Raw genomic sequence first — 12,349 nt, forward strand, 5'->3', positions numbered from 1 at the left:
CCCCCGCACTTCTCAAAACGATTGACTATTTATTTGTCGCAACCACAGTCACAGCCGCAGTCGTCAGCCTCAAAGTCGAACTCCAGCAGCTCGCCGCAGTTGGGGCAGTCGATAGAACCGTCATCGAGAATGTCGTCGTTTACGTATACGGTGTCACCGCATTTGGGGCAGGTAACTTCGTACAGGTCATCGTCGCAAAACTCGTCCTCATCTTCATCGCAGCAATCGCATCCGTCTTCATCCTCGTAGAAGTCTTCCTCAAGAGCTTCCAGATCCTCATCGATTGCATCAACCTGCTCGCTCAGCTCTGCAACATCGTCTTCAATGTCGGACATTGTGAAAGCAATATCATCCAAGACCTCAAGCATCTCTTTGATTACTCTGCCTTCTTTGGTCGAATCATCAACGCCCAGACCCTCGGTTAAACCTCTCAAATAAGCAACTCTTTCAGTTACTGTCATAGTAGTATCCTCCCTTACGAGATATTATATTTTTAAATGGGTAAACATAAATTAGGCACGCTCCATGTATTCGCCAACACGAGTATCGACACGAATCATATCGCCTTCCTCAATAAACAAGGGAACGCTGATTTCTGCGCCGGTTTCAAGTGTAGCGGGTTTGGTAGCGTTGGTTGCAGTGTTGCCCTTAAAGCCCGGATCGGTTTTGGTAACCTTCAGCTCAATGAAGTTCGGGGGCTCTACACCGAACACACTGCCCTTGTAGGACAGCACCTTAACGGTGGTGTTCTCTTTGACAAATTGAAAGCTGTCGCCCAGAACCGACTCATTGATGGGGACATTTTCGTAGGTCTCATTATCCATAAAGTAGTACAGACCGCCGTCCTCATACAGATAGTCCATCTCTTTGCGCTCAATGAACGCAGTGGGATATTTGTCAGAGGGGTTAAAGGTTTTTTCTGTAACAGAACCTGTGATAACGTTTTTAATTTTTGTTCTGACAAAAGCTGCGCCTTTGCCCGGTTTTACATGCTGGAACTCTATAATCTGTACAACGTTACCGTCCATATCAAATGTAACACCATTTCTAAAATCGCCTGCTGATACCATGTATTTTTCCTCCACAATAATAGTAAATATTCAGAAAATATCTTAACATTATAATTTTATATTAAAACATCGATTTTGGCAAGTGATTTTTACGATTATCTGCTAAATACTGCATAAAAATTACCATATTCCGGATTTATCCATAAAAGTGCTACAGTATCATGAGGTTTTTGGGGCTACATGTAAGATTCTCCACCCCGTTTTCGGTGACATACACCATATCCTCAATGCGGCAGCCGAATTCACCCGCAAGGTAAATGCCCGGCTCCACCGTCATGACAATACCCGGTTCTACAAGCTCATTGCAAAACGTGCTGAACCGTGGGTCTTCATGGATTTCGATTCCCACGGAGTGACCGAGACCATGCCCAAAGCAGCCCTCAAAGCCCGCCTCTTTGATAAGATTGCGTGCTGCCGCATCCACATCACTGCAGGTTGTGCCCAGTTTAATCGCATCTATACCCGCAAGCTGCGCCTTCAGTACTGTATCGTACACCAATCTCTGGCGCTCCGACACCTTACCCACTGCAACAGTGCGCGTCATATCCGAATGGTAGCCGTCAACGATGGCACCAAAATCCATGGTGACAAAGTCGCCGCTTTCAATGATCTTATCGGTAGGTACGCCATGCGGCTTTGACGAGTTCTGCCCCGAAACCACAATAAAATCGAATGAAACTGCATCTGCTCCCCTTTTTCTCATGAAAAACTCCATATCAAGGGCTATCTCGCGTTCGGTTTTACCCGCTTCAATCCGATTTAGAATGTAGTCGAAGGTGTCCTCGGTGAGAGCCTGCGCAGCACGAATTTTTTTAATTTCATCCAAAGTTTTGTGGCGGCGCTGCGAAAGAATAAGCTGATCTACGGTGTATTCCTCCAGCAGTGTTACCGGAGAAAGCAGTGACGCAAAGCGGTTAAAACTGCTGACGGTGACATAGCTGTTTTCGGTAGCCACAGTTTTAACCGCATGCTTATTACAGAGTGACTGTAAAGATTTTGGAGTGTTCTCGAGCAGCAATACCTCACAGCCACTGATTGCAGCCTTTGCCGCTTCAACGTAACGGAAATCAATCAAGAAATAGGCTGCCTCCCTGGTGACAAACAATATTCCCGCAGAAGACGGAAAGCCAGTATAGTATAGGCGGTTTTGCTCTGAAGTAATCAATGCGGCGTCAATATGTTCCGGTAGATTCTGCATCAGCCGTTCAATCTTATTTTTCATATGACATCTCCTATCTTTACTTTGCAGATGAGCTTATATTACAGCAAATGCTTCACAGCGTCAATCGCAAGCAGATAACTGTATTTACCGAACCCACAGATCTGCCCAACACAGACCGGCGCAAGCACCGAGGTATGGCGGAATTCGTCACGCGCATGAATGTTGGAGAAATGCACTTCAATTACGGGAATCATGATGGTGGAAATAGCATCACGAATGGCGTAGCTATAGTGTGTATATGCGCCGGCATTGAGTACAACACCATCGAAAGCGGTGCGTGCCTCGTGCAGTTTATCGATGATGCCACCCTCGTGATTGGACTGGTATACCTCGCAGTCAAAGCCGGCCGCGGTGGCATAAGCCGTAATCTCTGCATTGATGTCGTTGATAGTTTCTTTGCCGTATATACCGGTTTCACGAAGCCCTGTGAGGTTAATGTTGGGGCCATGGATGATTAAAAGACGTTTTTTCATGCTGTCACTCTCCTGCTGCTAAATAGATAGCTCTCATTTTTGCCGCGTCCTCCGCCTGTGTACCGCTGGATTCGCAAATGATGGTGGGCTCACAGTTTTTTCGGACAATCAACTCGGCTACAGGTTCAAAGTTGGGGCCGAATACGGTGTCGCCAAAAGTTAGGTGGCGTTTTTCTCCACCGTTTTGCGTATATTCAATCTTGGAAAAATGCGAATGGAATTCTCGGAGGCGCGAAATACCTAGCTTGTTTTCAATGGTATCAAAGATAGCTTCAAAATCGGCGAAGGTTTTCAGCCCGCCAAAGGTTCGCGCATTGAGGTGCCCGAAATCGATACAGGGAATCAGGCGTTCATCGATGGTACACAGCTGCACAACCTCTTCCAGCGTACCGAGCTGGTTCACTTTGCCCATGGTCTCGGGGCAGATGCGCACGTCTGTGTAGCCCGCTTCGTCCAATGCGGCAACGGCTTTGCGCATGGTGTCCATTGCGAGGGCAAGCGCCTCTTCCCTGCTGATTTTAGAACAAGAGCCGGAATGTACTACAATGCGGGTACCGCCCATGGCTTTGACGGCCCGCGCACTTTGCAAAATGTAATTGACACTGCCGAGCCGTTTTTCCTCCTCTAAGCTTGAGAGAGAAATAAAATAGGGCGCATGCAGCGAGAGCTGAATGTTCTTTTCCGCTGCTGCAGCACCAAACTCAGCTGCCGAAGCATCGGAGATTTTAACGCCCCTACCGCATTGATACTCGTAAGCATTCAGCCCAAGCTGCTCAAGATATTCGGGAATTTGCGTATTCTTTTTATAACCCTGCGCAGAAAAGCTGTCGCTGTTACCGGCAGGTCCGAAGTGAATACTCATTTTTGTTCTCCTTTTGCGCCTCTGCCACGGTGATATGCCCTTAAAAAGGGACGTTCGAGTACACGTTTTACGAAAAACAGTACACCGGTTTCCAATTCAATTGGTTCAACCAATATGCTTTTGATGCCAAACAGGTTTGCGCCTGCAATATCGGTAAAAAGCTGGTCACCCACAATGGCAACCTCACTTTTGGGCAGCCCTAGGCGCTCGCAGCAGCGCTGAAAACCCTTAGGCAATGGCTTTGCACCCGAAGACTCAAACAGCAGCCCTAAACGGTCGGCAAACGGCTTTACTCTGTCATGAGTATTATTGGATAAAATCATCAGCGGAATACCGCTTTGCTTCATGATATCAAGCCATTCCAGAATATTTTCGTTGGGCACGGGGTTGCCATGGGTTGTCAGAGTATTGTCTACATCGAGCAGCAATGCCTTAATATCCATAGAATGCAACAGCTGGGGGGTGAGGTCGTAAGCGCGCTTGGTGCTGTAATAAGGATAAAAAATTGACATGATGTCCTCCCATACTGAAAACAATATTTGGGGTTGTTGCATAGAACGTATAGAAACAATTATATTAATCAGGCAGTTTTTATTCGTAAAAATCGGTAAAATGAAAAAGCGAGCACATACATGCTCGCTTTCATCACTTTTTAACGATACGAATTACTTGAATTTGCGTTTGCGAGCAGCCTCAGACTTTTTCTTACGCTTTACAGACGGCTTCTCATAATGCTCTCTCTTGCGCACTTCAGCCAACACGCCGGATTTTGCGCAGGATCTCTTAAATCTTCTAAGAGCGCTGTCAAGTGATTCATTATCTTTAATATGAATTTCTGCCATTACTAATTCCCTCCCCACGCCAGGAGTATTTAGTTAGATATTCCATGCGTTCTGCAACTCACAAAATATAACAAAACTGATTATACAATAGAAAGGATATGCTTGTCAAGTATTTTAGAGGTATTGCCCTCTTTTGTAAAAATTATTTCACAACGATGTTGACAAGTTTACCCGGAACATAAATCTCTTTCACAATGCTTTTGCCACTGATTATGTCGATTACCGCGGCATCCTGTTTTGCAGCTGCAATCGCATCGGCAGCGGTGATATCTGCGGCAACGTTTAGGCGTGCCTTGATTTTGCCGTTGATCTGTACCACAACCTCAATGGTGGACTCTTTGCATTTGGCCTCCTCATAGGTGACCCACTTCTGCTCGTTGATCATTCCGCCAAAGCCCAGCACCTGCCACATTTCCTCTGCAAGGTGGGGAGCGAACGGGTCGATCAGAATGAGAAACGCTTTAAGCTCCGCTTTATTGACCTTTCCGGTATCGGTAAGATTGTTAAGCAGCGCCATCATTGCGGCAATTGCGGTGTTAAATTTCAGGTTTTCAATATCCTCGGTAACCTTTTTTATGGTTTTGTGCATAGGGGTTTCGACCTCGGGGCGGAATTCGTCGCCATCAATCAAAATCTCTTGCAAATTCCAAATTCTTTCAAGAAAACGCTTACAGCCCTTAATGGAGGAGGAGTTCCAAGGCGCACTCTTTTCAAAGTCACCGATGAACATTTCATAAAGGCGCATGGTATCCGCACCGAATTCGTTTACAATATCATCGGGGTTGATAACGTTGCCGCGCGATTTGCTCATCTTCTCGTTGTTTTCGCCCAGAATCATACCGTGGCTGGTGCGTTTCGCATATGGCTCAGGTGTGCTCACCACGCCGATATCGTACAGGAATTTGTGCCAGAAACGAGAGTAAAGCAGATGCAGCGTGGTATGCTCCATACCACCGTTGTACCAGTTGACGGGCAGCCAGTAATCCAATGCCTCTTTGCTTGCAAGCGCGTCGTTATTGGTTGGGTCGCAGTAGCGCATAAAGTACCACGACGAGCCGGCCCACTGAGGCATGGTGTCGGTTTCGCGCTTTGCGGGGCCACCGCAGTGCGGGCAGGTGGTGTTTACCCAGCTGTCTATTTTTGCAAGCGGAGACTCTCCGGTCTCGGTTTGCTCATAGGTATCGACCTGAGGTAATGTCAGCGGCAGCTGATCTTCAGGCAGGGGTACATAACCGCATTTGTCGCAGCAGACAATTGGAATTGGCTCGCCCCAGTAACGCTGGCGGGAGAATACCCAGTCGCGCAGCTTGTAGTTGATTTTTTTCTCGCCCTTGCCTTTTTCTGCCAGCCAGTCAATAATTTTTACTTTTGCATCTTCAACCGAAAGCCCTGTGAGGAAATCGGAATTGACCATAACGCCGGTTGCGCAATCGGTAAAGGCTTCCTCCTGCACATTGCCGCCTGCAACCACCTCAATGATGGGAAGGTCAAATTTCTTAGCGAATTCCCAGTCGCGGGTATCATGCGCAGGAACCGCCATAATCGCGCCTGTACCATACGAGGTAAGCACGTAATCCGCCACAAAGATGGGAATTTCGGTACCGTTTACAGGATTGATGCCGCGAACACCTTTTAACTCTACGCCGGTTTTTTCTTTGACCAGCTCGGTGCGTTCAAAATCAGATTTTTTGGCTGCTTCTTCCTGATAAGCCTTGATGTCCGAAAGATTACTGATTTTATCTGCCCATTTTTCGATGAACGGATGCTCGGGCGAAATGACCATATAGGTTGCGCCAAACAACGTATCGGGACGTGTAGTGTACACGCGCAGGTCATCGCCTGCGGTGGTGCCGAAATCGACATTTGCACCCGTGGAACGGCCAATCCAGTTGATTTGAGATACCTTTACCCTGTCTATGTAATCCACAAGGTCGAGGTCATTGATGAGGCGTTCGGCATACTCGGTGATTTTCAGCATCCACTGGCTTTTCACCTTGCGTACAACCTCACCACCACAGCGCTCGCAGCCACCGTTTACAACCTCTTCGTTTGCCAATACAACCTTACAGCCGGTGCACCAGTTTACCGCCATCTCTTTTTTGTATGCCAAGCCTTTATGAAAGAGTTGCAGAAAAATCCACTGTGTCCATTTAAAATAGTCGGGATCGGTGGTGTTGATCTCTCGGTTCCAGTCGAACGACAGGCCGAGGGATTTTAGCTGTTTTTTGAAATGCGCTACGTTCTGTTTGGTAACAACCTCGGGATGAATATGGTTCTTCATCGCAAAGTTCTCGGTGGGCAGCCCAAATGCATCCCAGCCCATAGGGTACAAAACATTGTAACCCTCAAGGCTGCGCTTTCTCGAAACAATATCAAGTGCGGTATACGAGCGCGGATGACCGACATGCAGCCCCTGCCCCGAGGGATAAGGGAACTCTACCAGAGCGTAAAATTTGGGCTTTGAATAATCATTGGTCGCAGCAAATACATTTTTTGCGTCCCAGATATCCTGCCACTTTTTTTCTACCTCTGTAAAATTATATTTCATTGCCTATTCCTCCTACCCGCCTGTAACAGCGGGATTAGTTGATTCAGAGCGTTATTTCGCCGGGCTTTTTGTGGCCCGTTAATCCTCTGTTAAAACATCAGATAAGTCGATTGGCGCGCCGTCTGACCACAGGCGCTCCAACGAATAGAATTCTCTGGTTTCGCCGCAGAAAATGTGCACGATTACATCGTAATAATCCAGCACCACCCAAGACGCCGACACATAGCCCTCGACACATTTCGGCTCGTACCCCAGTTTTGTCATCTGGTCCTCAACCTCATCTGCCAACGCCTTCACCTGTGTTGTATTGGTTGCAGAGGCAATAATAAAGTAATCGGCAATCGACGTTACCTTTGCAATGTGAATCGCCTTTACATCCTGTGCTTTTTTCGCATCCAACACAGATGCGATCTTCTTTGTCATTTCAAGTGATGTCATCTAGTTCATATCCCTCCCCGTTATATGGATTTAATCTATTGGGAAATTACCGATGGATTCACCGGCATCAAATTGATTATCGGTTTGACTGCTGCGTGAGGGTGTTTCCTCCCACTCTGGCTCGGATTGCTCAGGCTGCACCGGCTGTGAAGAGGATACCGGCGGCACATAGGGCGATACATACGCCGGTACCTGCGCAATGCTGATGCTGCTCACCTGCTCGCTGTAGGGGCGGAAGTGCAGATTCAAAAGCTCGGCAAGCTTGTCCCTGTCCGCTTCGTACACCGCGTAGCCGTTGTACATTTTACCAGTGCCCTCAAGTGTATACACCTGTATCTTCTCTTTTTCCACCTGAAAGCCCTCGTTTGCAAGCGAGAGCGCATCCATCAGCGGAAGATCAGTGGTGATCTTATTGTAGTTTTGTGAGGCAAGCAGAAGCATTCCCGCTCTGCCTTTGTCACGTACAGCCTGCATCAATGCATCAAGCATCAGTTTTTGAGCGTTCACTCTGCCAATGTCACCCGTGGGGTAGCCTGCGCGGTAACGCACGAACCACTCTGCCTGTTCACCGGTGAGGTGTTGTTTCCCCTTCTCGATAATTTTGTCGGGCAAAAATTCGATACGTTGCGGAACGTCAAGGGTAACGCCGCCGATCGAATCCACAATATCGCGAAACGCCGCGAGCGTTATGGTGACATAATGGTCGATGGGCAGGCTCATCTGCTGATTGATTACCTGAATTAGGCCGCGAATCGGCTCTTTTTCATTTCGATGAGTAAAATAGACCTGATTGATCTTACCTGTTTTATATTCATCGCCAACGTAGGTGTCGCGCGGAATCTGCAGGATATTCACTCTCCCGTTTTTGACATCATAACTTACCACCATAATCACATCGGTGAGCCCTGCAGCATCGTCCAATCCGCACACAAGAACATTTACTGCATCTTCTGAAACAGGGGTAAGCTCTATCTCCTGCTGCGTGCTGGATTCACTCGGCTGCGGCAGGCTGCTTTGCGACGGCGGCTCAGCCTTGCCTTTCACAATGCTCCACACAAAAATGGGAATGAGCACAGCAACCAGAACAGCACCTACTGCAATTAAAATTTTAGCTTTTGGGGAAAGTGTTGACACCAAAATTCCTCCTAGGCGACGTACTCATTATACGCTTCCATGGTGTCATTTACAATTTGTGTCTTGTGCGCAACAAGGTCGCTGATAATATACTGCATTGCATATAGCATTGCTTTTTCGAGCGATGCTTTTGCGAGTGCACGCATTTTTTCCACGTCGCCGTATTCGCGGTCGGCTGATGTAAGGTCGGCAAGAAAAATAATCTTTTCCAGCTTGCTCATACCCGCACGGGCGGTGGTGTGATAACGTACTGCATTTATAATATCCTCATCCGTCACATTTAATGCATCCTGAATAAAAATGCTGCCCGCTATGGCATGCCAAAGCGGGGGTTGCTTTAACGCCTTATCGTCCAAAATTATAGCAGAACTCTGAATTCTTTGCAACTGCTCATCTTTTGTTTCATCCTTGCAGATATCGTGTATAAGCCCCGCGAAATACGCCTTGCTTTGGTTTTCGCCAAAAATTTGTGCAAGCTTTGCAGCCTCTTCTGCAACCGCCAAACTATGCTCGTAGCGTTTTTCGCAAACACGCTGCCGCAGCAGCTCTTTGGTCTGTTCAAAATCATATTTCACCGTTTTATACAGTCCATTCGTTTTAATGTATTCGATTACAGCCTCGGGCAGAAAAGAGCTGAGATTTTCTTGATCTTTTACCATCTGACGCAGCTGAGTGGAGGAAATATCCAGAACCTCCGTATTGTCGATGACAAAATGCCCGCCCCATTTGCTCTGCAGCTCCTGCTGTTTGCGCAGAAGTGCGTCGTACTCATCCGGGTGGCGTGCCAGTGCACAGATGGCGGCAAGCCCAATGATTTTTTCCGGCTCGCGCCAAAGGTCGAGCGTAAAAAACATATCGGAGCCGATTACAAGAGACAACTGAGCTCCTTTATAATCAGCACTGATTTGGGTGAGCGTATCAACCGTAAAGCTGACCGCGTCGCGGCGCAGCTCGATGTCACTGATCTCGGCACGCGGGTCGTCTTGCACGGCAAGCCTGCACATAGCAATTCTGTCTTCCGCGCTGGCAAGCTCGCGCGGCCGCTTGTGGGGCGGAATTTTTGCCGGAACGATGAGCACTTTATCCACGCTAAGCTTATCGGCAAAGTGGCGGTAAAGACGGATATGCCCCAGATGGATGGGATTAAACGTACCGCCAAAGATGAGTATTTTTTGCATTAGGGTTCCCCCAGTCTATTTAGTACCTGCTGAACAAATCAAAAATACAACAACAAGAGATTAACAGTTTTTTGATTTGTTCAAATGCAAGGTTTTTTATGTAAAAGCATAGAAACCCTTGCACCTTGGATTTAAATCAGTGGCTTAAAATCCACGCAGGAAGTCAATCAATGCACCTGAGACGGCAAAACAGGTGTGGCTTACCGCTAAAAATCTGCATTATTTATCAGGGTCGTAGATTGGTTTTTTCGGGTTTCTGCGGTACAGCACAAAACGTGTGCCAATCACCTGAATTACCTCGGAGCTTGTTTTTTCGGCAAGCTCCTGCGCAGTTTCACGTGCGAAGGCGGGTGCGGTTTCCAAAACGCGCAGCTTGATGAGCTCACGCGCGGTAAGTGCGTCGTCTACCTGCTTTAGCAGTGCATCGCCGATGCCGCCTTTGCCCACCTGCAGAATGGTTTCCATTTGGTTTGCGTGTGAGCGAAGATTCGCCCTCTGTTTACTCGTTAACAATATCGTTCCCTCGATTTTCTTTAAATTCTTTTAATTTTTCATAGAATTCTCTGAGTGCCTTGCCACGGTGGCTGATTTCGTCCTTCTGCTCTGCTGTAATTTCAGAAAAGCTGCCATGTTCGGTTATAAATACAGGGTCGTAACCAAAACCGTTTTCACCGCGTTTTTCATAGCCGATTTTTCCCTCGCAGGTGCCCTCTGCGGTAATTTCATCTCCGCTTGGGAAGCTGCAGCAGATTGAGCTGACAAAATGTGCCGTTCGTTTTTCATCCGGCACATTTTTAAGCTCTGAAAGCAGCTTGTTGATACGCTGATCGTCACTTGCGCCCTCGCCTGCATAGCGTGCAGAGTAAACCCCCGGTGCACCACCAAGCGCATCCACACACAGCCCTGAATCATCTGCTATGGCGGGCAGAGCGCAAAGCTGCATGATGGTTTGCGCCTTGATTTTGGCATTTTCGGCAAAAGTGGAGCCTGTCTCTTCGACATCCACATTGAGTTCAATATCGGCCAGAGAAAGCACAATGATGCCGAGTGGATCGAGGATACGCTTAAATTCGCGTACCTTGCCTGCATTTTGTGTTGCAACAATGAGCGTCATGCATTCTCCTCCGTTTCCGGTTCATCGCGCAGAGGCTCGTTCCCATCGAACAGTGCCTCAACAAAACCGGCAGCGTTAAACGGCTGCAAATCATCAATCTGCTCACCCACACCGATGTACTTGATGGGAATGCCCAGCTCCTCTTTAATGGCAATCACTACACCGCCGCGCGCTGTACCATCCAATTTGGTGAGTACAATGCCGGTAAGCCCAGCCGCCGTTTGAAACTGTTTCGCCTGATTGACGGCATTTTGGCCGGTAGTGGCATCCAAAACCAGCAGCACTTCTTTATCACAGTTCGGTGCTTCACGCTCTATGACGCGCGAAATCTTGGAAAGCTCGTCCATCAAATTCTTTTTATTGTGCAGCCTGCCCGCGGTATCGCAAATAATAACATCGACACCGCGCGCCTTGCCCGCCGTGATGGCATCGTATACCACCGCTGCGGGGTCTGCCCCCTCAGCATGCTTTACCATTTCGGCACCCGAGCGCTCTGCCCATACACCGAGCTGATCAATTGCTGCGGCACGGAAGGTGTCGGCGGCACCGAGCAAAACTTTTTTGCCCCTGCGTTTCAGGTCGGCAGACATTTTGCCGATGGTGGTGGTTTTACCCACACCGTTGACACCGATAACAAGGATGACCGATGGCTTGGTGGAAATGTTCAGTTCCTCACCGCCCGACATCATTTCGGTGATGATACCTTTGAGCAGATCCTTTACTGCAGAAGGATTGGTTGTGCCGGTCTCTTTCACCTTTTCGCGCAACTGAGTACAGATTTTAGAGGCTGTGGCAACGCCGACATCGCTCATAATCAGTATTTCCTCAAGCTCCTCAAAAAGCTCCTCATCAATCTTTGTAAAGGAGTTTAACATGCCTTCGAAATTTTTAACCATAGAATCTCTGGTTTTGGTGAGACCCTCTTTAATCTTTTGAAAAAAGCCCATTGTATCGCCTTTCTCCGCGCAGTGTTATTGAAATTACAAGATTAAAATCCAGCTCATCCGCGCGGCAGTGAACCTTATTATGTAAAAATACAGCTCTGTAAAGTTATTATGCTTCACACTATTCCTGTTTCATACCAAGCTTGCTTTCGAGCTCGGATACCGAGAGCTCAAGCAGTTTGGAGACCCCCTCCTCCTGCATTGTAACCCCGTAGAGCATATCCGCCTCTTCCATAGTGCCGCGGCGGTGGGTGATGGTAACAAACTGAGTTTTATGCCCCAGACGCTTGAGGTAGTGTGCAAACTTGGTTACGTTGACGTCATCAAGTGCTGCCTCAATTTCATCAAGCAGGCAAAACGGCGCAGGGCGCACCTTTAAGATGGCGAAGTAAATAGCGATTGCCACAAACGCCTGCTCGCCGCCCGAAAGCGCCGCAAGGTTTTTAATCAGTTTTCCCGGTGGTTGAACATGGATTTCAATCCCAGCTTCCAACACATCACTCTCGTCCGTAAGCTCAAGGCTC

General features: G+C 47.9%; 14 protein-coding genes and 1 pseudogene. All 15 read right to left on the minus strand.

Annotation, left to right across the window (positions count from 1 at the left end; genetic code table 11):
- Positions 1-29: 29 nt before the first annotated feature.
- Positions 30-461: a CD1247 N-terminal domain-containing protein gene (locus RTV33_RS04370; RefSeq protein WP_312641938.1), complete on the minus strand. Its 432-nt coding sequence runs from the start codon at positions 459-461 to the stop codon at positions 30-32.
- A 51-nt stretch (positions 462-512) separates the two neighbouring features.
- Positions 513-1,070, minus strand: coding sequence for an elongation factor P (gene efp / locus RTV33_RS04375; protein WP_312641940.1), 558 nt, complete (start codon positions 1,068-1,070; stop codon positions 513-515).
- 151 nt (positions 1,071-1,221) lie between these two features.
- Entirely contained in the window at positions 1,222-2,292 is a 1,071-nt protein-coding gene (locus tag RTV33_RS04380) for an aminopeptidase P family protein (protein WP_312641942.1), read from the minus strand.
- 38 nt (positions 2,293-2,330) lie between these two features.
- Positions 2,331-2,765, minus strand: coding sequence for a type II 3-dehydroquinate dehydratase (gene aroQ, locus RTV33_RS04385; protein WP_312641944.1), 435 nt, complete (start codon positions 2,763-2,765; stop codon positions 2,331-2,333).
- A 4-nt stretch (positions 2,766-2,769) separates the two neighbouring features.
- Positions 2,770-3,627 carry a TIM barrel protein gene (locus tag RTV33_RS04390; RefSeq protein ID WP_312641946.1) on the minus strand — a complete coding sequence of 286 codons (858 nt, stop codon included), beginning with the start codon at positions 3,625-3,627 and terminating at the stop codon, positions 2,770-2,772.
- Positions 3,624-4,139 (minus strand): YqeG family HAD IIIA-type phosphatase, encoded by a 516-nt coding sequence (locus RTV33_RS04395; RefSeq protein WP_312641948.1) that lies wholly within the window; start codon positions 4,137-4,139, stop codon positions 3,624-3,626. The genes RTV33_RS04390 and RTV33_RS04395 overlap by 4 nt, the downstream gene beginning before the upstream one ends.
- 153 nt (positions 4,140-4,292) lie before the next feature.
- On the minus strand, positions 4,293-4,469 hold the full coding sequence (gene rpsU / locus RTV33_RS04400) for a 30S ribosomal protein S21 (protein WP_092751896.1): 177 nt from the start codon (positions 4,467-4,469) through the stop codon (positions 4,293-4,295).
- 142 nt (positions 4,470-4,611) lie between these two features.
- The gene (gene leuS, locus RTV33_RS04405) at positions 4,612-7,017 is read right to left on the minus strand and encodes a leucine--tRNA ligase (RefSeq protein ID WP_312641954.1); all 2,406 of its coding nucleotides are present in this window, start codon (positions 7,015-7,017) and stop codon (positions 4,612-4,614) included.
- Positions 7,018-7,095: 78 nt separating this feature from the next.
- Positions 7,096-7,455 carry a ribosome silencing factor gene (gene rsfS, locus RTV33_RS04410; RefSeq protein ID WP_312641956.1) on the minus strand — a complete coding sequence of 120 codons (360 nt, stop codon included), beginning with the start codon at positions 7,453-7,455 and terminating at the stop codon, positions 7,096-7,098.
- A gap of 30 nt (positions 7,456-7,485) precedes the next feature.
- The gene (locus tag RTV33_RS04415) at positions 7,486-8,589 is read right to left on the minus strand and encodes an LCP family protein (RefSeq protein ID WP_312641958.1); all 1,104 of its coding nucleotides are present in this window, start codon (positions 8,587-8,589) and stop codon (positions 7,486-7,488) included.
- Positions 8,590-8,600: 11 nt separating this feature from the next.
- A complete protein-coding gene (gene nadD, locus RTV33_RS04420) occupies positions 8,601-9,767 on the minus strand; it encodes a nicotinate (nicotinamide) nucleotide adenylyltransferase (protein WP_312641961.1) in 1,167 nt (388 codons plus the stop codon).
- 219 nt (positions 9,768-9,986) lie between these two features.
- Entirely contained in the window at positions 9,987-10,280 is a 294-nt protein-coding gene (locus RTV33_RS04425; protein WP_312641962.1) for a YhbY family RNA-binding protein, read from the minus strand.
- Entirely contained in the window at positions 10,267-10,881 is a 615-nt protein-coding gene (locus tag RTV33_RS04430; protein ID WP_312641964.1) for an XTP/dITP diphosphatase, read from the minus strand. Before RTV33_RS04430 ends, RTV33_RS04425 begins: the two co-directional genes overlap by 14 nt.
- A complete protein-coding gene (gene ftsY, locus RTV33_RS04435) occupies positions 10,878-11,828 on the minus strand; it encodes a signal recognition particle-docking protein FtsY (RefSeq protein ID WP_312641966.1) in 951 nt (316 codons plus the stop codon). The genes RTV33_RS04430 and ftsY overlap by 4 nt, the downstream gene beginning before the upstream one ends.
- 118 nt (positions 11,829-11,946) lie before the next feature.
- Positions 11,947-12,349, minus strand: a pseudogene (locus tag RTV33_RS04440) (chromosome segregation protein SMC); the annotation flags it as partial.

The sequence above is a fragment of the Hydrogenoanaerobacterium sp. genome, from assembly GCF_032017025.1.
Taxonomy (GTDB): Bacteria; Bacillota; Clostridia; order Oscillospirales; family Ruminococcaceae; genus Hydrogenoanaerobacterium.

Bases quoted from the DNA above. Each gene is read 5' to 3' on its own strand.
- RTV33_RS04390 (WP_312641946.1), bottom strand. From the start codon at position 3,627: ATGAGTATTCACTTCGGACCTGCCGGTAACAGCGACAGCTTTTCTGCG.
- leuS (WP_312641954.1), bottom strand. From the start codon at position 7,017: ATGAAATATAATTTTACAGAGGTAGAAAAAAAGTGGCAGGATATCTGG.
- efp (WP_312641940.1), bottom strand. From the start codon at position 1,070: ATGGTATCAGCAGGCGATTTTAGAAATGGTGTTACATTTGATATGGAC.
- RTV33_RS04395 (WP_312641948.1), bottom strand. From the start codon at position 4,139: ATGTCAATTTTTTATCCTTATTACAGCACCAAGCGCGCTTACGACCTC.
- aroQ (WP_312641944.1), bottom strand. From the start codon at position 2,765: ATGAAAAAACGTCTTTTAATCATCCATGGCCCCAACATTAACCTCACA.
- rsfS (WP_312641956.1), bottom strand. From the start codon at position 7,455: ATGACATCACTTGAAATGACAAAGAAGATCGCATCTGTGTTGGATGCG.
- RTV33_RS04380 (WP_312641942.1), bottom strand. From the start codon at position 2,292: ATGAAAAATAAGATTGAACGGCTGATGCAGAATCTACCGGAACATATT.
- RTV33_RS04370 (WP_312641938.1), bottom strand. From the start codon at position 461: ATGACAGTAACTGAAAGAGTTGCTTATTTGAGAGGTTTAACCGAGGGT.
- rpsU (WP_092751896.1), bottom strand. From the start codon at position 4,469: ATGGCAGAAATTCATATTAAAGATAATGAATCACTTGACAGCGCTCTT.
- nadD (WP_312641961.1), bottom strand. From the start codon at position 9,767: ATGCAAAAAATACTCATCTTTGGCGGTACGTTTAATCCCATCCATCTG.
- ftsY (WP_312641966.1), bottom strand. From the start codon at position 11,828: ATGGGCTTTTTTCAAAAGATTAAAGAGGGTCTCACCAAAACCAGAGAT.
- RTV33_RS04430 (WP_312641964.1), bottom strand. From the start codon at position 10,881: ATGACGCTCATTGTTGCAACACAAAATGCAGGCAAGGTACGCGAATTT.